At 74.4% G+C, this 20,604-nt stretch carries 19 protein-coding genes and 1 tRNA gene; 8 read left to right on the forward strand and 12 right to left on the reverse strand.

Annotated elements, in window-relative coordinates; all coding sequences use genetic code 11:
* Window positions 1-7: 7 nt before the first annotated feature.
* Window positions 8-94, reverse strand: a tRNA-Ser gene (locus tag BLT52_RS01525).
* 96 nt (window positions 95-190) lie between these two features.
* Here BLT52_RS01525 and BLT52_RS01530 point away from each other — a divergent pair.
* Window positions 191-1,159: an NAD(P)H-quinone oxidoreductase gene (locus BLT52_RS01530; protein WP_090589966.1), complete on the forward strand. Its 969-nt coding sequence runs from the start codon at window positions 191-193 to the stop codon at window positions 1,157-1,159.
* A 3-nt stretch (window positions 1,160-1,162) separates the two neighbouring features.
* A complete protein-coding gene (locus BLT52_RS01535) occupies window positions 1,163-2,080 on the forward strand; it encodes a hypothetical protein (RefSeq protein WP_197679150.1) in 918 nt (305 codons plus the stop codon).
* A gap of 56 nt (window positions 2,081-2,136) precedes the next feature.
* On the opposite strand, the gene BLT52_RS01540 is transcribed toward BLT52_RS01535, so the two are convergent.
* Window positions 2,137-2,520, reverse strand: a complete 384-nt coding sequence (locus BLT52_RS01540; RefSeq protein WP_090589969.1) for a DUF2256 and DUF3253 domain-containing protein — start codon at window positions 2,518-2,520, stop codon at window positions 2,137-2,139.
* A gap of 125 nt (window positions 2,521-2,645) precedes the next feature.
* Entirely contained in the window at window positions 2,646-3,797 is a 1,152-nt protein-coding gene (locus BLT52_RS01545) for a hypothetical protein (protein WP_090589971.1), read from the reverse strand.
* 147 nt (window positions 3,798-3,944) lie between these two features.
* On the opposite strand from BLT52_RS01545, the gene BLT52_RS01550 reads away from it, so the two are divergent.
* Both BLT52_RS01550 and BLT52_RS01555 read left to right on the forward strand, forming a co-directional pair.
* Complete coding sequence (locus BLT52_RS01550) at window positions 3,945-4,466, forward strand: DinB family protein (protein WP_090589973.1); 522 nt, start codon at window positions 3,945-3,947, stop codon at window positions 4,464-4,466.
* A 42-nt stretch (window positions 4,467-4,508) separates the two neighbouring features.
* Window positions 4,509-5,180, forward strand: coding sequence for an alpha/beta hydrolase (locus BLT52_RS01555; protein ID WP_090589976.1), 672 nt, complete (start codon window positions 4,509-4,511; stop codon window positions 5,178-5,180).
* Window positions 5,181-5,237: 57 nt separating this feature from the next.
* Here BLT52_RS01555 and BLT52_RS01560 read toward each other — a convergent pair whose 3' ends face one another.
* Both BLT52_RS01560 and BLT52_RS01565 read right to left on the reverse strand, forming a co-directional pair.
* On the reverse strand, window positions 5,238-7,187 hold the full coding sequence (locus BLT52_RS01560) for an ABC transporter ATP-binding protein (protein WP_090589977.1): 1,950 nt from the start codon (window positions 7,185-7,187) through the stop codon (window positions 5,238-5,240).
* Window positions 7,180-9,042: an ABC transporter transmembrane domain-containing protein gene (locus BLT52_RS01565; RefSeq protein ID WP_090589980.1), complete on the reverse strand. Its 1,863-nt coding sequence runs from the start codon at window positions 9,040-9,042 to the stop codon at window positions 7,180-7,182. The genes BLT52_RS01560 and BLT52_RS01565 overlap by 8 nt, the downstream gene beginning before the upstream one ends.
* Before the next feature lie 153 nt (window positions 9,043-9,195).
* Here BLT52_RS01565 and BLT52_RS01570 point away from each other — a divergent pair, with 153 nt between their 5' ends.
* A complete protein-coding gene (locus tag BLT52_RS01570; protein ID WP_269457599.1) occupies window positions 9,196-9,657 on the forward strand; it encodes a GNAT family N-acetyltransferase in 462 nt (153 codons plus the stop codon).
* A 16-nt stretch (window positions 9,658-9,673) separates the two neighbouring features.
* On the opposite strand, the gene BLT52_RS01575 is transcribed toward BLT52_RS01570, so the two are convergent.
* Window positions 9,674-10,213 (reverse strand): 2'-5' RNA ligase family protein, encoded by a 540-nt coding sequence (locus tag BLT52_RS01575; RefSeq protein WP_157676912.1) that lies wholly within the window; start codon window positions 10,211-10,213, stop codon window positions 9,674-9,676.
* Window positions 10,214-10,268: 55 nt separating this feature from the next.
* On the opposite strand from BLT52_RS01575, the gene BLT52_RS01580 reads away from it, so the two are divergent.
* Together BLT52_RS01580 and BLT52_RS01585 are read left to right on the forward strand one after the other, a co-directional pair.
* Window positions 10,269-10,886, forward strand: a complete 618-nt coding sequence (locus tag BLT52_RS01580) for a bacterial proteasome activator family protein (RefSeq protein ID WP_090589987.1) — start codon at window positions 10,269-10,271, stop codon at window positions 10,884-10,886.
* A 362-nt stretch (window positions 10,887-11,248) separates the two neighbouring features.
* On the forward strand, window positions 11,249-11,821 hold the full coding sequence (locus BLT52_RS01585; protein ID WP_172803969.1) for a WhiB family transcriptional regulator: 573 nt from the start codon (window positions 11,249-11,251) through the stop codon (window positions 11,819-11,821).
* 26 nt (window positions 11,822-11,847) lie between these two features.
* Here BLT52_RS01585 and BLT52_RS01590 read toward each other — a convergent pair whose 3' ends face one another.
* Genes BLT52_RS01590 through serS form a run of 3 tightly spaced genes read right to left on the reverse strand, consistent with a single transcriptional unit; the run spans window position 11,848 to window position 15,261 of the window.
* A complete protein-coding gene (locus BLT52_RS01590) occupies window positions 11,848-13,125 on the reverse strand; it encodes a uracil-xanthine permease family protein (RefSeq protein ID WP_090589991.1) in 1,278 nt (425 codons plus the stop codon).
* Window positions 13,126-13,168: 43 nt separating this feature from the next.
* Window positions 13,169-13,987, reverse strand: a complete 819-nt coding sequence (locus BLT52_RS01595; RefSeq protein WP_231946447.1) for an HAD family hydrolase — start codon at window positions 13,985-13,987, stop codon at window positions 13,169-13,171.
* Complete coding sequence (serS, locus tag BLT52_RS01600; RefSeq protein WP_090589994.1) at window positions 13,984-15,261, reverse strand: serine--tRNA ligase; 1,278 nt, start codon at window positions 15,259-15,261, stop codon at window positions 13,984-13,986. Before serS ends, BLT52_RS01595 begins: the two co-directional genes overlap by 4 nt.
* A gap of 105 nt (window positions 15,262-15,366) precedes the next feature.
* Here serS and BLT52_RS01605 point away from each other — a divergent pair, with 105 nt between their 5' ends.
* Window positions 15,367-17,046: a diacylglycerol kinase family protein gene (locus BLT52_RS01605; protein WP_157676913.1), complete on the forward strand. Its 1,680-nt coding sequence runs from the start codon at window positions 15,367-15,369 to the stop codon at window positions 17,044-17,046.
* On the opposite strand, the gene pheA is transcribed toward BLT52_RS01605, so the two are convergent.
* Genes pheA through BLT52_RS01620 form a run of 3 tightly spaced genes read right to left on the reverse strand, consistent with a single transcriptional unit; the run spans window position 16,995 to window position 20,526 of the window.
* Window positions 16,995-17,948, reverse strand: a complete 954-nt coding sequence (gene pheA / locus BLT52_RS01610) for a prephenate dehydratase (RefSeq protein WP_090589998.1) — start codon at window positions 17,946-17,948, stop codon at window positions 16,995-16,997. The two genes, BLT52_RS01605 and pheA, sit on opposite strands and share 52 nt — an antisense overlap.
* 53 nt (window positions 17,949-18,001) lie before the next feature.
* Window positions 18,002-18,847, reverse strand: coding sequence for a DUF2510 domain-containing protein (locus BLT52_RS01615; RefSeq protein WP_090590000.1), 846 nt, complete (start codon window positions 18,845-18,847; stop codon window positions 18,002-18,004).
* Window positions 18,847-20,526, reverse strand: coding sequence for a hypothetical protein (locus BLT52_RS01620; RefSeq protein WP_090590002.1), 1,680 nt, complete (start codon window positions 20,524-20,526; stop codon window positions 18,847-18,849). The genes BLT52_RS01615 and BLT52_RS01620 overlap by 1 nt, the downstream gene beginning before the upstream one ends.
* Window positions 20,527-20,604 lie beyond the last annotated feature (78 nt).

The raw sequence follows: 20,604 nt of genomic DNA on the forward strand, positions 1-20,604 counted from the left end.
CTCGCGGCGGCGAGGGTGGGATTCGAACCCACGGAACGGTCTCCCGCTCGGACGCTTTCAAGGCGTCTGCACTAGTCCACTATGCGACCCCGCCAGGCCGGGGACGGGCCCCGGAGCACCACAGCATATCGGCCCGGGACGGTGGCCTCCGGCGCCGACGGGGCCACCGGGCGTGTGGCACCCTGACGTCGTGCGAGCGGTGCGGTGCGAGGGTGCAGGTGGTCCGGAGGTGCTGGGGATCGGCGAGGTCGCCGACCCCTCCCCCGGTCCGGGCGAGGTGCTGGTGCGGGTGCGGGCGGCCGGGGTGAACCGGGCCGACCTGCTGCAGCGCCAGGGCCACTACCCGCCCCCGCCGGGCGCGCCGGAGACGCTGGGTCTGGAGTGCTCGGGCACCGTGGCGGCCGTCGGCGCCGGCGTCCACGGCTGGCAGCCCGGTCAGGACTGCGTGGCCCTGCTGGCCGGCGGCGGCTACGCCGAGCTGGTGGGAGTCCCGGCCGGTCAGCTGATCACCCCGCCGCCGGGCGTCGACCTCGTCACCGCAGGCGGCCTGGTCGAGGTGGCGGCGACCGTGGTGTCCAACCTCGACCACGCCGGGGTGGGCGCCGGCGCGACGGTGCTGGTCCACGGCGGCGCCGGCGGCATCGGCTCCTTCGCCGTGCAGTACGCCCGCGCGCTGGGCTGCCGGGTGCTGACCACCGCCGGGAGCGCGGACAAGCTGGCCTACTGCCTGGACCTCGGGGCCGACGAGGCCTTCGACTACCACGCCGACTGGCCGGCGGCGGTGCGGGCGGCCGCTCCCGGCGGTGTCGACGCGGTGCTGGACGTGATGGGCGCCTCCTACCTGACCGACAACGTCTCGGTGCTGGCCGCCGACGGGCACCTGCTGGTGATCGGCATGCAGGGCGGACGACGCGGCGAGCTCGACCTGGGGGCGCTGCTGGCCCGTCGGGCGAGCGTCAGCGCGCTGGCGCTGCGCTCACGGCCGGTGGAGCAGAAGAGCGCCATCTGCGCCCGCGTCGGGGAGGTGGTGTGGCCGATGCTGGCCGACGGCCGGGTCCGCCCGGCGCACGAGACCCGGTTCCCGCTGGAGCAGGCCGCCGAGGCCCACGCCCTGCTGGAGTCCGGCCGGAGCCACGGCAAGATCGTGCTGGTGGTCTGAGCGGTGCCGGACGCGGAGGACGGTGGGTCGCTGGAGGCGGAGCTGCCGGGCCTGTTCGCCCTCGAGCCCGGTGACTTCGTGGCCGCCCGCGACGACCTGGCCGCCCGCGCCCGCACGGCCGGTGACCGGCCGCTGTCCGCCCGGGTCAAGGCCCTGCGCCGCCCCACCGTGTCGGCCTGGGTGGTGAACCTGCTGGCCCGGGAGGAGACGGACTCGGTGGGTGACCTGGTCGACCTGGGTGAGGCCCTGCGCGCCGCCCACCAGACCCTGTCGGCCGACGAGCTGCGCCCGCTCGCGGCCCAGCGCACCGCGGTGGTGGAGGCGCTCACCCGCCGGGCCGCCGCCCTGGCCGCCGAGCACGGGCACCCGACCACCGAGGCGGTCCGGGCCGAGGTGGCCGGCACGCTGCAGGCCGCGCTGGCCGACCCGGACGTGGCCGAGGACGTGCGGGCGGGACGGATGACGCGGGCCGCCAGCTACAGCGGCTTCGGCATGGTCAGCCCCGGGTCCACCCGGCCGCGCCAGCCGGAGCCCGTCGCCAGCCTGGACCAGGCCCGCTCACGCCGGCGCACCCGCGAGGAGAAGGAGGCCGAGCAGGCCCGGATCCGCGCCTTCACCGACGCGCGGCGCGCCCTGGAGACGGCCACGGCGGCGGCGGAGGCTGCCGAGGACGCCGCCGCGTCCGCCGAGGACGCCCACCGCGAGGCGGCCGAGGAGCTCGACCGCCGCAGCCAGGAGGTGGCCGACCTGCGGGCCGAGCTGGAGGCGGCCGAGGCCGCCGAGGAGGAGGCCCGGACCACCACCGAGGGTGCGCGGGAGGCCCTGGACCGGGCCGCGGACGAGCTCGACGCCGCCCGTGCCGCCCGCGAGGAGGCCGAGGAGGCGCTGGACGCCCTCGGCGACCCCTCCTCCGGGGGTTAGCCGGCGCAGCTCGGCCCGGGCGTCCGGCGACGCGGCGTCGACGGACAGCGGGCGGCTCAGCGGGGGCGGCGGATCCGGATGGGACCCTTGGCGGTGCTCGGGTCGACCACGCGGCCACCCTGGGTGATCTCGGCCCCGCCCTGGGCGACCAGGCGGCGGGCGGCCATCCGCGCCGGCTCCATCAGCTCCCGCCAGTCCTCACCGCCGACGGCCCGCGCCACCTCCGACGGGCAGATGGTCGACGTCGCCGGCCGGGCGTCCAGCAGCTGCTGCAGGGCGTCGTCCAGCTCCGCGTCGGTTCCGGACCGGCTGCGGGAGCGCCGCCGGCAGCCGTCGGAGCAGTAGCGGACCTCGTCCCAGCTGCGCTCCCACTTCTTCCGCCAGGTGATGGTCCGACCGCAGACGACGCAGTCCTTGGTGGGCAGGTCGGCGGCGGGCACACCCCGATCCTGCCACCGCCACCCAGACCCGCGGCGGCGCCTCCGCCGGGACCCGCTCACCCCTCAGCGGTCTCCCGCGAGGGGGCTCGCCGGCGGTGCTCCCTCTCCACGGGGTGCCGCCAGGGTCAGGGGACCGGCGCGAAGGGGATGGGCAGCTCGCCGGTCCACCGGTGCAGGACGGCGGTGGCGTCCTGCTTCAGCACGCCGTCCTCGACCACCTCCCGGCCCCGGACGAGGTAGAAGCAGCCGTCCCCCACAGGGGCGAGGCCGTAGCCACCGTCCTCGAGCTCGTAGCCCCGGATGCCGCTGGGCTCGTGGTGCAGGCCGGCGGGGGCGAGCGGGAGGACCAGCCCCCGCTCGGCCTCGGGCTGCCCGACCACCTGACCGTCCCGGGGCTCGACCGAACCGTCGACCACGTAGAGGGAGTAGTTCGGGAGGTGCGGCTTGCTGCCCGGGTAGACCGCCATCAGCCAGCTCCCGCTGCGCTCGTCGTGGGCCAGGTTCTGCACCCCGAACCGGGTGTTCCCGGTCGGGACGAACACCTTGCGGTCCGGACGGCTGGGCCCGGAGCGGTGCGGCGCGTCCTGGCTGAGGGGGCGCTCCCACCGCGACCAGCCCGACACGTCGTACTCCAGCAGCACCTGGTGGTCGTTGTCCTCGCGCCCCACGTCGCCGTAGACGCCGTAGGCCACCACCAGCACCGGTTCCCCGCCCCGGGAGCCCAGCCTCGGCCCGAAGGCCACACCGTCGATGCCGCTGCAGCCGTAGCGGTGGTCGGCGGTGGCGGCGGTGTCGCCGTCGAAGACCCCGTCCCCGTCCATGTCGGCGGTGAAGTCCTCCACCACCTCGGCCAGGTGCACGGTGGTCATCACGCCGTCGGCCTCGGCGTCCATGCCGACCCGGTCGATCCGGGCGCCGTCGAAGACCGCGACGTAGAAGGCCTCCTGGGCCTTGTACTCCAGCGAGCCGTGCACCCGGCCGTCGCGGGGGTCGAGGGTCAGGTCGCCGAGGTGCCCGGTGAGCCCGGTGACCGTACCCAGGACGGCGCCGGCCAGGTCGGTCTTCACCAGCAGCTGGGTGAAGGAGTAGTAGACGACGCCCGCCTCCCGGTCCACCGCCAGGCCTTGCACGTGGCTGGTGGGCCAGGCGCCGCCGGAGAGCACCCGGGGCAGCTCGGCGGGGAGGATGGACCGGCCGGGACGGCCGCCCGGGGACGGGGCGAGGGCGGCGGCTGCGGGCAGCACCAGCCCGGCCAGGGCGGCGGCGAGGACGCGCACGGGTGGTCTCCTCGGAGGTGACGGACCCGCGCCACGATAGCCCGGCTCCCGCGGCCCGGACGGTGGAGCCGGTCCCGGCGCTCGCAGGGGCGGGGAGCGGTGCGGACGGCGTCCCCACCGGCCGGTCGTCGGCGCTAGCGTGCGGCCATGGCCATCATCCCGGACACCAAGGACTGGACCTGGGTGCTGCAGCAGCCCTGCGCCGACTGCGGCTTCGACCCGACGGCCGTCGAGTGGGCGGACCTGCCCGGACGGCTGCTCGCCGCGGCCACGAGCGTCGGTGCCGCCCTCGGCCGGCCCGGCGCCCGCGGACGACCCGACCCCTCGACCTGGTCGGTGCTGGAGTACGGGGCCCACGTCCGCGACGTCTGCGGGGTGATGGCCGAACGGCTGCAGCTGCTGCTCACCCACGACGACCCCGAGTACGCCAACTGGGACCAGGACGCCACCGCGGTCGCCGAGCGCTACGCCGAGCAGGACCCGGGCCGGGTGGGCGAGGAGCTGGACGCGGCGGCCGAGCGGCTGGCCGGCTCCTTCGCGGCCGTCCGCGGCGACGCCTGGGAGCGCCCCGGACGCCGGTCGAACGGCTCGGTCTTCACCACCTGGACCCTCGGCGTCTACGCCCTGCACGACCTCGAGCACCACGTCTGGGACGTCACCCGCGCCTGACCCCTCTCCTGCCACCCCGACGACCACGGAGGAGGACGACCCATGGCCGGCTCAGCAGCAGGCGAGCTCGTCACCGCGACGCTCGACCACGACGGCGGACGGCAGGTCACGGTGTACCGGCCGCCGATGACGCCCGAGGCCGTCGTCTTCGCCGGGGACGGGCAGCTGATCGGACCGTGGGGCCGGGACCTCGGGTCGACCGACGCACCACCCACGATGGTCGTCGGTGTGCACCGGACGCCCGACGAGGACGAGGTGGTGCGCCTCGGCGAGTACTCCCCGACCATCGCGCCGGAACGGTTCGCCGCGCACGAGGCGTTCTTCGTCGGGGACGTCCGCGACTGGGTCCGGACGCGCCTCGGCGTCTCCCTGCCGGCCGGGCGGACGGCGGTGTGCGGCGTGTCCGCCGGCGGGGAGCTCGCCCTCGCCCTGGGGCTGCGCCACCCGGACGTCTACGGCGCGGTCCTCTCCGCCTCCCCGGGAGGCGGCTTCCGGCCGCCCAGCGAGCTGCCGGGCCCCCTCCCTCGCGTCTACCTCGTCGCCGGCACCGAGGAGCCGTTCTTCCTCGAGAACGCCACCCGGTGGCACGACGCGTTGCAGCGGGCGCGCGCCGACGTCGTGCTGCGGGAGCGGGCCGGCGGGCACGGCGACCCCTTCTGGCGGGCCGAGCTCCCACTGATGGTGGCCTGGGCCTTCGGGCCCAGGGTCACCTGAGAGGCAGCACCCCCGGAGACCTCGAGCCCGCCACCCCCCCGTCAGCCAGAGGGTCGGTCAGGACGTCCAGGCCCGCCAGAGGGCCGCGTACTCCCCGTCGTGGGCCACCAGCTCGTCGTGGCTGCCCAGCTCGACGATCTGCCCGTCGATCACCACCGCGATCCGGTCGGCGTCGTGGGCGGTGTGCAGCCGGTGCGCGATGGCCACCACCGAGCGGTTGGCCAGCAGCCCCGACATCGAGCCCTCGACGTCGCGCGCGGTGCGCGGGTCGATCAGCGAGGTGGCCTCGTCCAGCACCAGGGTGTGCGGGTCGGCCACCACCAGCCGGGCCAGCGCGATCTGCTGGGCCTGCGCCGGGGTCAGGCTGGTGTGGCCGCTGCCGAGCATGGTGTCCAACCCGTTCTCCAGCCGCTCCACCCACTCCCAGGCGTCGACGGCCTGCAGCGCCCGGACCACCACGTCGTCGGCGGAGTCCTCACGGGCCAGCACGATGTTGTCGCGGACGGTGCCGACGAACACGTGGTGCTCCTGGGTGACCAGCGCGACCTCGGTGCGCAGCACGTCCAGCGGCAGCTCGGTCAGCTCGACCTCGCCCACGGTCACCGACCCGGTGCGCGGACGGTTGATGCCGGCCAGCAGCCGGCCCAGGGTGGACTTGCCCGACCCGCTCGGGCCGACCACGGCCAGCCGCTCCCGCGGGCGCAGCCGCAGGTCGACCCCGTGCAGGACGTCGTGGCCCTCGCGGTAGGCGAACCGCAGGTCGCGGGCCAGCAGGTCGACCCCGTCCGGGCGCGCGTCGCCGGGCTCGCGGTCCTGCGGCACCTGCCGGATGCCCAGCAGCCGGGTGGTCGAGGCGATACCCACCTGGAGCCGGTCGACGTTGGCGATCAGCCGGTCCACCGGCTCGACCAGCGCCTGCACGTACAGCGTCGCGGTGGTGATCTCGCCCAGGCTGACCCACCCCTGCTGGTAGCCGTAGGTGCCGACCAGCACCACCGCGACCAGCGGGGTGTTGTAGGCCAGGTCGATCCAGCCGAACATCAGGTTCCGCAACGACATCGTGTAGCGCTCGGCCTGGCTGGACTCGGCCACGTCGTCGTCGCCGGCGGAGATCCGGTGGCGCTGGAGACCGAGGGCCTCGATGGTCCGGGCGCCCTCGACCGTCTCGGTGAAGGTGGTGTTGATCGTGGAGTAGGTGCCGCCCTCGGTGATGTAGCCCTTGGGCGCGTGACGCAGGTAGCGCCGCACCGGCACGCTGACCAGCACCAGCGCGATCAGCGAGGGCACCGCCAGCAGCGGGCTGTTGAGCAGCAGGGCCACGATGGTCAGCACCGACGTGGCGCCGGCGATCACCGCCTGGGGCAGTGCGTGCTGGACGGAGTTGCTCATGGCCGAGACGTCGCGGGTCACCCGGGTGACCAGGTCGCCGCTGCTGGCGCTCTCGACCCGACCCAGCGGCAGGGCCAGCACCGTGCGGACCACGCTCTCCCGGGCCGAGGCCAGCACGTCCTGGCCGACGACCGCGGAGGAGAACCGGGCACCGAAGGTGAGCAGCGACTGCAGCACCACCACCGAGGCCACCGCGATGGCCAGCGCGTTGAGCCCGGCCAGCACGGTGTCGCCGCCGGCCGCGCGGTCCACCAGCGACCCGAGGATGCGCGGCACCACCAGACCCGTCACCGCCGCGGCGATGTTGGCCAGCAGCAGCAGCGCCACCTTGGTGCGGCGGTGGCCGAGCAGCTCGCCGAGGAACCCGGTGACCGCGCTGGCCGGGGCCACCGGAAGACCACGCTCGGGCGCCCGCGAGGAGAGGAAGTAGGCCTCGGCGCGGGCGGCACGGAGCCGGTGGCGGCCCCGCCACGCACGCATCCGCTCACCCGCCCCGACCCCGCGCGGCACCTCCAGCCCGACCGGCACCCGAGGCTCGGCCGTGGCGCCCTCGCGCCAGCTGCGGGCGGAGTGCTGCAACCACTCCGGCTCGCTGGCCAGGATCGTCGACTCAGGCATCGACGGCCTCCATCCCCCGTGCGACCACCCGGCGGTAACCGGGCTCGGACAGCAGCTCGGTGTGCGACCCCCGTGCCGCCACGCGGCCCTCGTCCAGCCAGACCACCTCGTCGGCGTGGTGCAGCCACAGCGGCGAGACCGTCATGACCAGCGTCGTCCGCCCGCGACGCAGCCGCGCCACGCGCTCGGCGATGCGGGCCTCGGTGTGGGCGTCCACCGCGGAGGTGGGCTCGACCAGCACCAGCACCGGCGGGTCGACCAGCAGGGCGCGGGCCAGCACCAGCCGCTGGCGCTGCCCGCCGGAGAGGCCGCGCCCGCGCTCGTCCAGCACGCCCTGCCAGCCGCCGGGCAGGGCCTCGTAGACGTCGTCGGCGGAGGCCGCGACCATGACGGTCTCAGCCTGCTCGCGGGTGGCCCGCCCGTGCGGGTCCAGGGCCTGCTGGAGCGTGCCGGCGAACACCATGCCGGCGGTGTCGCTGACCAGGACGTGGGAGCGGAGCCCGGCGAGGTCGAGCTCGGACAGGTCGATCCCGCCCAGGGTGACGCCCCAGCGGGCCCGGGCGCGCTCCTCGTCCTCACGGGCCCGGGTGGCCAGCCGCTCGGCCACGTCGGTCTTGGCCCGGCGCCGGGCCGCGCCCTTGAGGCTGTCGTCGACCTCGATGCTGGCCGGGGTGCCGGTGTCGGGCAGGTAGCGGCCGAGCCGGTCGGCCAGGGCCGCGGAGTCGTCAGGCAGACCGCTGACCACGACCGTCAGCCGGCCGTTGTCCAGCACCAGCCCGGAGCGCTCGTCCTCGAGCACCGCGTCGGCGGGGATGGCTCGCGGCGTCTCCGGGGGCTGCCACGGCGGGCGGAGCCCGAGCACGGCGATGGCCTTGCGCGCCGAGACGAGGCCCTGCACCCAGGCGCGCACCGCCTCGAAGAAGATCTGGATCGGCAGCACCACGAAGACGGCGTAGCCGAAGAAGGAGATCAGCTCGCCGATGGTCAGCCGGCCGGCGATCAGCTCCCGGGTCCCCAGCCAGGTCAGCATCACCAGGAAGAGCCCGGAGAGCAGCACGCCCAGGGCGTCCACCGCGGCCTGCCAGGCCCCGGCCCGGACCGCGGCGCGGCGGGTCTCCTGGGACTTCACCGCGTAGTTGCGCCCGAAGGTGGCCTCCCCGCCGATGCCCCGCAGGATCCGCAGCCCGGCCACGATGTCGGTGGCCATCGACGTCAGCTCCGAGACCCGGCTGCGCTCCACCGCCTGCGTGCGGTGCAGGGGGCGCAGCAGCGGGGCCGCGGCGAGGACGAGCAGGGGCGCGGCCACCAGCACGACGACGCCCAGCGGCACCGAGGTGCTGAGCACCAGCGCGGCCACCACGCCGAAGGCGATCAGACCCGAGACCGCCCGGGCACCGACGACGAGGGTGGCCCCGAAGGTGTCGGAGTCGCTGGCCGAGACGCTGAGCACCTCACCGGTCGGGGTGCGGCGCGGGAGCACGTGACCCATCTGCACGCTCTTGCGGGTGACCCGCTGCACCGTGCCGTAGAGGGTGATCAGCCAGGACCCCACCTCCAGGGTGTGACCGATGATGCCGGCGGCCACCCCGCCCAGGATGGTCAGCAGCAGCAGGGCGCTCCACCGCACCACCTCGGCCCAGTCGCCGGTGGAGACGCCGGTGTCGACCGCCCGGCCCAGCAGGTAGGGCCCGACCGCGCCGGGGAGGAACCAGAAGACGCCCACGGCCACCAGGGCCAGGAAGAGGCCCTTCTGGTAGCCGATCAGCCAGAGCAGGAACCGTGCCGGGCTGCGCGTGTCCGGCACCTCGGTGGAGCCCTCGGTGTAGGCGGTGACGCGCGGTGGGAAGAGTGGCATGGTGCCGTCAGCCTAGGGACCGGTTCGGACAGTTCGCGAACCCATTACCCCGGCACCGACCCGGGCGTAGCCTCGTCGTCGTGAGCACCCCGCCCGGACGCCTCGGTCTGCTGGTGCCTGAGCCACCGGCTGGACTCGCGCACCAACCGGTCGCTGGTCGGGCCGGCCCGCGCCGAGCACGTCCGCGAGCTCTGCCGCCGGCCGGTCGCCCCCGGCGTGCTGGCCTCCCGAGACGGGCAGGTCGTCGGCTGGGCCGCGGTCGCCCCGCGGTCGGAGCTGCCCATCGCCCGCTCCCGCACCATCCCCGTCCTGGACGACCTGCCGGTGTGGTCGGTGTGGTGCATCAGGGTCCGCCCCGGCCACCGCGGCCAGGGCGTCTCCCACGCCCTGCTGGAGGGAGCCACGGCCTACGCCTACGAGCAGGGCGCCCCGGCCGTCGAGGGCTACCCGGTGGACAACCAGGGCCAGCGGGTCGACCTCACCATGGCCTTCGTGGGGACCCGGGCGCTCTTCGAGGCGCACGGCTTCGTGGTGGCCGCACCCACCTCCTCGGTCTCCAACGGGTTCCCGCGGGTGCTGGTGCGCCACCACCCCGACGGCGGCGGGGCGGGCTGACCGCCGCCGGCCCCCCTCAGGCCAGGTCCTCCAGCACCCGCCGGGTGGAGTCCCACAGCCGGGCGCGGACCAGCGTCCCGGGCGGCGGCGACGGGTCGAGGACGGACAGCGCCCGGGCCACCTGGTCGGCGTCCAGACGGTGGGCCACCGTGGTGTGCGGGACCCACCGTCCGACCTCGCAGTGGGCGACGCAGGGCGGGCCGAGGAGCTCCTGCACGCCCGCGTGCAGGGCCAGCAGCCCGGTGCTCACCACCAGCGTCCGCACCAGCACGTAGGGGCCGCTGCCGAACACCGAGAGCGCCCCGAGCCGCAGCGGGAGGGGCAGCCCCTGCTGCAGCCGGTCGGCCAGCGCCTCCCGGGCCGGACCCCGGGGCCGGCCGCCGGCCGGGTCGTCGGCCAGCACGTCGTCGGAGTGGACGCTGAGCGTGACGTGCGGGCGGTTGGAGGTCGAGCGGTGACGCGACAGGTTGGGCAGGTCGAGGCGTTCCAGGGCCTCCCAGTCCGCGCGGAGGCGCGTCTCGAAGGGGTCGTCCGGAAGCAGCTCGACGTGCAGCACGCAGCCAGTATCGCCCGCCGGGGACGACCACCGGCCGGTGCCTAGACTCGGGGTCATGACGGAGAACCAGGCAGAGGGCGGGCGCGGGCAGGTGCCCGTCTACGCGGGGCAGACCGAGGACGGGCGCACCGTCGTGGTCACCCCCAACGGGATGGCGGTCGAGCAGGCCCCCGGCGCCGAGGGTGTCGAGGGCGAGGAGGTCGTGCCCGAGGTCGTCCAGGGCGGCCAGGAGGGCGAGGACGGCGGGGCCTCGGTGACCGACATGGTCGAGCAGCCCGCCAAGGTGATGCGGATCGGCACCATGATCCGCACCCTGCTGGAGGAGGTCAGGTCCTCCCCCCTCGACGACCCCAGCCGGGCCCGGCTTCGCGACATCCACGCCGGTGCGGTGCAGGAGCTCAAGTCCGGTCTCTCCGACGAGCTGGCCCAGGAGCTGGAGCGGCTGGCCGACCCCTTCACCGCCGACGAGGTCCCCTCCGACGCCGAGCTCCGGATCGCCCAGGCCCAGCTGGTCGGGTGGCTCGAGGGCCTGTTCCAGGGCATCCAGACCGCGCTCTTCGCCCAGCAGATGGCCGCCCGGGCCCAGCTGGAGCAGATGCGGCGCGCGCTGCCCGGAGGGGCGGAGCACCCGCCGCAGCCCGGACCGCAGCGCGGCAGCGGCATGTACCTCTGACCCACCTCCCCTCCCGCTCCACCACGGCGGGTGAATGCCTTTCGGCGTTCACCCGCCGTTCATTGTCTCGGGCCGTGGCCGCCGCTTTTCTCGACCTCCAGGAATAGCTGCGTCCTGCAAGGTCGTGGACCACTCAGAATGCATGAGTACCTGTACTCACAAGTGCTGAGGTAGGCGCACAGCGAGGTTCGGGTAGATGAGCACGCACAACCCCTGTGCAGAGGGGCGCGGGTCTGCCACGATTGGCGCGGCGCCGAAACGAGGGGGAACCGAACCGGGGGACCGGGACGTCACACCCTCCGGAAGCGCCACCTGAACCGCACATCCTGGGGGGAACCAGAATGCTTTCTACGAACGGCCCCGTGCCGAGCTGCACCGAATTCTCCGACCTGTTCCAGCACCCCGTGCTGGACGAGGGTCTGAGTGCCGGAGCCGACGCCGACGAGCGCCGCCAGGCCACCATGATGGTGCGCAAGGCCCGCAACATCTGCGAGACCTGCCCCCTGCTCAAGAGCTGCCTCTACGACGCCGTGGTCAAGCACGACGTCGCCGGCTTCGTGGCCCAGACCACGCAGCGCCAGCGCGGCGAGATCCGCCGCCGCCTCGGCATCACCGTCGTCCCCGAGGACCTCGACACCCTGGCTGGCGTGATGTCACCCAACCGCCAGGTCGACCACGACGAGGTGCTCCGCCTGCGCCGCGCCAACCCCGACGAGAGCCTGGAGACGCTGGCCCACCGCCTGGGCTGCTCCCTCTCCACCGTCAAGCGCCACCTGCGTCGCGCCCGCACCGACGCCGCCGGCCCGCAGCCCGAGCCCACCCGCCGACCCCGGCTCGACGAGGTCGTGGCGGCCACCCAGGACGTCCTGGCCGGGAGCCGGCGTCCGCGCACCGCGGCTCCCGCGGAGCGCCGGGTGGCCAGCACCGCCGCCTGAGCGGCGTCGCGCCGGGTCGGGTGGTCTCACTCGTGGACGGGTGAGGCCCCCCGGCCGGACCGCAGCCGCTCGAGGCCGTTCATCAGGTGGTAGATCACGATGGCGGCCAGCGTGCCCAGGGCGATCCCGTTGAAGGTCAGGGCGCCGGCGGTGAAGGTGAAGTTGGCGATGCCGACCACGAGCGCCGTGGCCGCGGTGAACTGGTTGGCCGGCCGGGAGAAGTCGACCTGGTTGTCCACCCAGATCTTGACGCCGATGATCCCGATCAGCCCGTAGAGGGCGGTCGTCACCCCAGCGAGCACCCCCGCCGGGATGGTGTTCACCAGCGCCCCGAACTTGGGGCTGAAGCCGAGCAGCACCGCGAACAGGGCGGCCACCCAGTAGGCGGCCGTGGAGTACACCCGGGTCGCGGCCATCACCCCGATGTTCTCCCCGTAGGTGGTCGTCCCGGACCCGCCGCCCGCACCGGCCAGCGTGGTGGCCAGGCCGTCGGCCAGCAGGGCCCTCCCGGTCAGCCTGTTGAGCGCCGGGTCGGTCATGTGGGCCACCGAGCGGACGTGGCCGACGTTCTCGGCCACCAGCACCAGCACCACGGGCAGGAACGCCGGCAGCGCCCACCACGCCGCACTCGGGGCGGTCAGCTCGGGCAGGCCGACCCAGGGCGCGGACCGCACCCCGCTGAGGTCGACCTGGCCGCTGAGCGCAGCGACCACGTAGCCGATCACCACGCCGAGCACGATGGACATCCGGCCCAGCACGCCGCGCAGCAGCACCGTGCAGAGCAGGATCGCGGTCAGCGTGACCAGGGCCGTCACCGGTGCGGCGACGAAGTTGTCCCGGGCGGTGGGCGCCAGGTTCAGCCCGATCAGCGCGACGATCGCCCCGGCCACCACCGGCGGCATCAGGGCGTCGATCCAGCCGGTGCCGGTGCGGGTCACCAGCAGCCCGACCAGGGCGAGCAGGACACCGGTCACCACCACCCCGAACAGGGCGGCGGGCATCCCTCCCCCGGCGCTGGCCGCGGTGATCGGGGCGATGAAGGCGAAGGAGGAGCCGAGGTAGCTGGGCAGCCGGTTGCCGGTGACCAGCAGGAAGACGATGGTGCCGATGCCGGAGAAGAGCACCGTCGTGGTGGGTGGGAAGCCGGTCAGCACCGGCACCAGGAAGGTGGCGCCGAACATGGCCACCACGTGCTGCAGCCCGAGGCCGATGGTGGCCGGCCAGCCAAGCCGCTCGCCGGGGTGCACCACCTCGTCCCCGGTGATCGTGCGGCCGTCTCCGTGCAGGGTCCAGGGAAGTCTCACCGGGTGCTCCTCATGCGTGTGTCGTCAGAACCAGCGACTGTGGTCAGAACCAGCGACCGAGCTCGACCACGGTGCCGCCCTCGGCGAAGGGGCCGGTGACGTGGTCGGCGACGGCCTTGACCTCGTCGGGGGCCTCGCCCAGGGCGACCCCCCGACCGGCCCAGGCCAGCATCTCGATGTCGTTGCGGCCGTCCCCGAGGGCCAGCACGTCCTCGGCGGCGACCCCGAGCTCCTCGCAGACCAGGGCCAGCGCGGAGGCCTTGTCCACGCCCTCGGGGGAGATGTCGAGCCAGGCGGTGTAGCCGATGAAGTACGCCACCCCGTGCAGACCGAGCCGCTCGGCGAGGGCGAGGAACTCCTCCTCGGTGGCGTCGGGGTCGCGCACCACCACCCGGGTGACCGGGCGGGCCGACAGGTCCTCGACGCTCTCGTAGACCAGCTGCCCGGTCAGGTCACCCTCGGGGAAGGCCCGGTTCAACCGGTAGCCGCGCCCGACCTCCTCCACCGCGATCCGGACGTCCGGACGGTGGGCCAGCGCGCTCTCGATCACCGGTCCGGGGTCGAAGGTGACCTGGCGCACCACCTCGGTGGGCGGGTGGCGCAGGGTCATCGCGCCGTTGGAGCAGACCACGTGACCCGGCGGGAGCCCGAGCGCCTCGAAGACCGACTCGGTGGCGTGCCAGCCGCGTCCGGTGGCCAGCACCACCGGCACCCCGGCGTCGACGACCCGCCGCACGCACGCCCTGACCTCCTCGGGCATGCTCCCGTCGCGGTGCAGCAGGGTGCCGTCGATGTCCAGGGCGACCAGCCGGGGACGCCAGCCGCCCGGCGCGCGCGAGCCGCCGCTCGGGGTCGGCGTCACCGCTGGACCGGGACCAGGCGCTCGCGCCCACCGAGGTAGGGACGCAGCGCCTCGGGCAGGACCACCGAGCCGTCGGCCTGCTGGTGGTTCTCCAGCAGGGCGATGATCACCCGCGGCATCGCGCACAGGGTGCCGTTCAGCGTGGCCACCGGGGCGGTCCCTCCCTCGAAGCGGGCCCGGATGCCGAGCCGACGGGCCTGGAAGTCGGTGCAGTTGGAGGTCGAGGTGATCTCGCGGTAGCGCTGCTGGCTGGGGAACCAGGCGTAGCAGTCGTACTTGCGGGCCGCGCTCATGCCGAGGTCCCCGGCGGCCAGCTCCAGCACCTGGTAGGGCAGCTCGAGGGCCTCGATGAACTCCTTCTCGAAGCCGAGCAGGGCGCGGTGCTGGGCCTCGGCGTCCTCGGGGGCGCAGTAGACGAACATCTCGACCTTGTCGAACCAGTGCACCCGGAAGATGCCGCGGGTGTCCTTGCCGTAGGAGCCGGCCTCGCGGCGGAAGGAGGGGCTGTAGCCGGCGTAGCGCAGCGGCAGCTTCGCCACGTCGAGGATCTCGTCGCTGTGGTAGGCCGCCAGCGGGACCTCGGCGGTGCCCACCAGGTAGAGGTCGTCGTCGGGCAGGTGGTAGACGTCCTGGGCGGCCTGGCCGAGGAAGCCGGTGCCCTCCATCGCCGACGGCTTGACCAGCGCCGGGGGCAGGATCGGGGTGAAGCCCCACGACAGCGCCTTGCTCATGGCCAGGTTGAGCAGGGCCAGCTCGAGCTCGGCCCCCTGCCCGGTCAGGAAGTAGAACCGCGAGCCCGACACCTTGGCGCCGCGCTCGGTGTCGATCGCGCTGAGGATCTCGCCCAGCTCCAGGTGGTCGCGCGGGTCGAAGCCCTCGGCCTCGAAGTCGCGGGCCGTGCCGACGGTCTCCAGCACCACGAAGTCGTCCTCGCCACCGGCCGGGACGTCGTCGGGCACCAGGTTCGGGACCCGGGCGAAGAGGGAGTCGAAGCGCACCCCCGCCGCGGAGGCGGCGGCGTCGAGCTGCTTCACCTCGGCGGCGAGCTCCTTCGTGCGGGCCAGCAGGGCGGCCTTCTCCTCACCCTGGGCCCGGGCGACCTCCTTGCCGAGGCCCTTCTGCTCGGCCCGACGCGCCTCGAAGCCGGCGATGGCCGCGCGTCGCTCCTCGTCGGCGACCAGCAGCTCGTCGACCAGCGCGGAGTCCTCACCGCGGGCACGCAGGGTCGCGCGGATGCGGTCGGGGTCGGTGCGCAGCAGCCTGGGGTCGATCACGGCGGTCAGCCTACCGACGCCGACGCCCTCCGCTCGACGACGTTCTGGCCCTGAGGATCAGCACGCGTCCGGCGGGCCCCCGCCGCTCACCTACGCTTGCACCCCATGAGCGAACGCCGGCTGCCCCCCACCCTGGCGTGGGTGGTGGCGATCGGCTCGCTGGTCGCCTTCGCCGTGCTGGCCGGGTTGGTGGCCGGTGGCCACCTGGACGCCCTGGACCGGGCCACGGCCGCCCGGCCGCTGCGGCCGGGCTCGCCCGCGGAGGAGGTCTTCTCCGCGGTGGCGCTGCTCACCATGCCGGTCGTGCTCTACACCGTGGTGGTGGGTTTCGGACTCTGGTGCGCACGGCACCGGCTGCGGAACCTCGCGGTCGCCGTGCTCGCCGCGGTCCCCCTGGCCTGGGGAGGCAACTACGTCTGGAAGCACCTGGTGGAGCGGGAGCGACCGCCCTCCCCGCACGAGCTGATCAGCGCCACCGGCTACGCCTTCCCCTCCGGCCACGCGACCGCGGTGGCGGTGCTGGTGGTCACGGTCAGCGCCACCATCATCCACACCCGGCAGGCGCGGCAGGTGACGGCGTCCTGGCGCCTGGGAGGCACCTCGCTGGTGCTGCTGGTGCTGCTGGACCGCTGGATCATGAGCGCGCACTGGGTCTCGGACCTGCTCGGCGGGCTGCTCTGGGGGGTGGCTGCGACGTCGCTGACCCTGCTGGTCGCCCGGGTCCGGGTGATGCCCTACGAGCTGGACCGCTTCGTGCACCCCCGGCTGGACCCGGAGCAGCCGCAGCGCACCTGCGCGGTGGTCTACAACCCGTCGAAGGTGACCGACTGGCCGAGCTTCCGGCGCCGGGTGGAGTACGAGCTGGCCGCCCGCCGCTACACCCCGCTGTGGCTGGAGACCACGGTCGGCGACCCCGGCCGGGCCATGACGGCGAGGGCCCTGCGCGAGGGGGCGGACCTGGTGCTGGGGGCCGGCGGTGACGGGACCATCCGGGTGGTCTGCGACGGGCTGGCCGGGACCGGCGTCCCCTTCGGGCTGATCCCGGCGGGCACCGGCAACCTGCTGGCCCGCAACCTCGGCGTGCCGCTGGACGAGACCACCGCGCTCAAGGTGGCCCTGGACGGGGTGGACACCCCGATCGACCTGGTCCGGCTGACCGTGGACGGCGAGCGTGAGGGTGAGCACTTCACCGTGATGGCCGGGCTGGGGATCGACGCGGTCATCATGGCCGCCACCAACCCCGACCTGAAGCGCGCGGTGGGTTCGGCGGCCTACTTCGTGGCCGCGGCCCGCAGCGCGTCCCACCCGCCCGTGCACGCCACCATCCGGGTCGACGACGGTCCGGTGCTCCGCCGCCGGGCCAGCGTCATCGTGATCGGCAACGTCGGCTTCCTGCAGGGCGGGATCCCGCTGATGCCGGAGGCGAAGGCCAACGACGGCCTGCTGGACCTGCTGGTCGCCTCACCGGCCGGGGCGAAGGACTGGGCCCGGATCGTGACCCGCGTGCTCACCCGCCGGGACCGCGACGAGGCCAAGCTGGACCGGCTCACCGGTCGCCGGGTCTCGATCCGGATCGACCGCACCGACTGGTACGAGATGGACGGCGACACCGCGGGACGGTGCTCCTCGATGGTGGCCGAGGTGGTGCCCGGGGCGCTGGTGCTGCGGCTCCCGGCGGCCCACCGCCAGGGTCTGGTCGACGAGGTCTCGATGGCTCTCGCGGCCGCCGACGCTCAGCGGGTGGAGCGGCGGAGCGAGGCCAGCCAGGCCACGGCCTCGGCGTAGTCGTCGTCGGCGTGCCCGGCCGCGACGGTGGGGGCCACCTCGTCGGCGCGGGTGTAGGAGCCGAGGAACACCACCGCCTGGCAGATCCGGTGCAGACCCATCACGGCCTCGGCCAGCCGGGCGTCGTCGAGGTGGCCCTCGGCGTCGATGGAGAAGCAGTAGCTGCCCAGCGTGGTGCGGGTGGGCCGGGACTCGATCCGGCACAGGTTGACCCCGCGGCTGGCGAACTGGTCGAGGATCTCCAGCAGCGCACCGGAGCGGTCCCGGCGCATGAAGCAGACCAGCGTGGTCTTGTCCCGGCCGGTGCGGGGCGGCAGCTCACCGGGGCGGGAGACCAGCACGAAGCGGGTCTGGGCGTCGGGGTTGTCGGCGATGGCCTCGGCCGCGGCGACCAGACCCTGGCTCCTCCCCGCGACGGGGGCGCAGATGGCGGCGTCGTAGCCGGAGTCCGGGTCGGCCACGGTGACGGCCGCGCCGGCGGTGGACCCGCGCTCGGTCACCGTGGCCGCCGGCAGGTGGGCGTCCAGCCAGCCGCGGCACTGGGCGGCCGCGTGCGGGTGGGTGATGACCTGACCGACGTCCTCCAGCCGGGTGCCGGGGCGCACGTAGAGGTCGAACTGGACGTCGATGACCGCCTCGCGGGTGATCACCAGCGGGGCGCCGTAGGTGAGGGCGTCCAGGGTCGCGCTCACCCCGCCCTCGACGGAGTTCTCGATCGGCACCAGGACCGCGTCCACCTCCCCGCTGCGGACCGCGTGCAGCGCCGCCGGCACGGACGGGTAGGGCCGCGGCTCGGTGCTGGTCAGGCCGAGACCGAGCAGGGCCTGGTGGGTGAAGGTGCCGGCCGGCCCGAGGTAGCCGTAGCTGGTCGGCGGGTCGGTGGGTCCGGCGAGGTCTGGCACCCGGCCACCCTAGACGCCACCCGTCCCCGGCCGGCCCTGCATCTCAGCCGGGCTCAGCGCAGCTCGACGCCGTCCCACATCCCCTGGATGGCGGCCGCGGCGTCGGCCGGGGTGTCGTCGGCGACGTCGCTGATCAGCGCGACCTGGCGGCCGTCCTCGAGGGCGATCACCGCGACCCGGACGGTGGCGGAGGTGGTCGGTACGTCCTCCTCCTCGATGGGGACCTCGACGGTCCAGAGCGCGGCCCGCTCGGGCGGCAGCGTGCCGAGGGGACCGGTGCTGGGCTCGAGCCCGGCCGGGACGTCGTCGTAGAAGAGGGCGAGGGCGCGCTCACCGACCAGCCGCGAGGTGGCGGCCGGGTCGTCGGGGGTGACGAAGACGTCGTCGAGCAGCCCGACCAGGGCGACGACGTACCAGCCGGGGTGGATCTCGGAGTCGGAGTAGCGCGCGTCCTCGAACAGCTCCACGCCCGGGGCGGGGACGGGCGCCGCCATCGGCTCCGCCGGCATCCGCACCACCACCTCATCAGCCAGGGTCAGCGTCCGGGTCGCGTCGTCGAGGGCCAGGTCGGGGGTCGCCGGGCTGGGGCTGCCGTAGGCGGTCGGGGAGGTGGAGCTGCCCGGCAGCGGGGAGGTCGCCCGACGGGTGGCCCCGAAGGCGCCGACCACGCCCAGCACGAGGAGGAGGGTGAGCACCGCCAGCAGCACGGTGCGCAGGGTGTGGCGGCGCTCGCGGTCGACCGTGGGGACGACGGTGGCCACCGTCCGGGGGTCGCCGCCGTGCGGCGGTGGGGTGGCGTCGGCACCCTCGGCCCGCCAGGACGTCCAGCCGATGCCGTTCCACCAGCGGACCGTGCTGTGGTCCTCGGGGTCGGGGTACCACCCCGCCGGCGTGGGCATCAGCGTCCCGTCTCCGGCGACCTCGGGCTCACCGGCACCGCCGAGGGGGTGCTGGGTGAGGCGGGCAGCAGGACGCTGCCGCCGGTGCTGGTCAGACCGCCCATCGCCTTCAGCTCACGCCGCGGCAGCAGCCACATCCGGCGCCACCAGAGCACGATCATCACCAGCACGCCGAGCTGGACCGCCGGGGAGGCGGTGTCACGGATCCGGGAGCTGATCACGTCCAGCACGGGGCCCACCTCGATCGCGCGGCCGGGGACGAAGGCCATCGACAGCAGCGCACCGCGCCAGAGGAAGAGCCGGTCCAGCTGGGTGGCCCCGATCACCGCCAGCGGCACCCAGGCGATCAGGTCGTACCAGCTGAGGGTGTAGATGGAGGTGACCAGCCACGCCACCGACAGGGTCAGCGCGGTGCGCAGGGCGACCGTGATCGGGTCGCTCTGCGGGTCGGTGCCCGGACGCAGCCCCGGCGCGGCCCGCCACGGCAGCACCCGCGACAGCATCCAGGCGATCACCACCATCAGCGACAACGCGACGACGTTGAGCACCACCTTCGAGGGGCCCGTGCCCAGCCCCAGCACCTGCGTCATCAGGCCGTAGATCGGTGCGACCCACGAGCCGGAGGAGACGTAGGTGGTGTTGCGCAGCACCGACACCAGGGCGGCGGGCTGCCAGAGGCCGTAGGCGAGCCCGATCGGCACCAGCGCACCGAGGCAGAGGGCCAACGCCTTGCGGGGCTCGCGGCGGTAGGCCCACAGCATCGCCAGCCCGTAGAGGCCGATGGACAGCTTGGTGCACCCGGCGATCCCGATCATCAGCCCGGCACCGAAGGGCGTCTTGCGCATCAGCAGGATCGCGAAGACGGCGAACATCACCGACTGCGCCTCGTTGTGCGCGGCGGCCACCACCGCCCAGATCAGCAGCGGGTTGCAGACGCTGAGCAGGGTGGCCCGGGCCTGCAGCCTCGGGTCGCCGTGGGCGAGCCAGACCACCCCGGCGCAGGTGATCAGGAAGGGCACCAGGCAGAACAGCTGCAGCCAGAAGACCACGTCGTGCATGTTCTCCCCGCCGAGGACGTTGGAGAACCACTGCGTCCAGGCGGTGACCGGTCCGTACACGCTGGGGGTGTCCTGCCAGGGCCGCTCGGTGGCCAGCAGCACGGGGTCGTACTGGGTGCGGAAGATGTCGGCTGGGGTGATGTCGTAGGGGTTGCGGCCCAGCAGCTGCAGACGTCCGTAGCCGGCGTACATCAGCACGTCGGCGGAGGTGAGCGGCGGGACCAGGATCGTGGCGGTGCTCATCGCCGAGCCCAGCACGAACAGCCGGCGGTGGTGCGGGCGCCAGCCGTCGGCCAGGGCGCGCAGACAGACCCAGACCCCCAGCGCGCCGACCCCGATCCCCACCAGGACGGCCAGCGAGACGGCCAGCTCGTTCGGGGCGACCAGCTCGCCCGGAGGACTCCACCAGCGCTGCGGCAGGTGGTACGGCGGCAGCAGGCCGGCTGCGGGCCCCAGCTCGAGGGTGACCACCGACGGGCCCAGCAGACCGACCACGATGGTGGTGAGCACGCTGGTCAGCACCAGCGCGAGACCGTGGCGGTGGTCGCGGTGCCAGACCGTGGCCCGTGCGGTGGCCGGGTGCACGCCGTCGCCGACGCGGACGACGGGCTGCTTGCGCACGGGACCTCCTGACGCCACCTCGGACCACGGACGGCGCTGCGGGGGCACCTGCTGGGACGAGGAAAGGTTAACCGGTCC

Origin of the sequence: Auraticoccus monumenti, assembly GCF_900101785.1 — a bacterium.
GTDB classification, from domain to species: Bacteria; Actinomycetota; Actinomycetes; order Propionibacteriales; family Propionibacteriaceae; genus Auraticoccus; species Auraticoccus monumenti.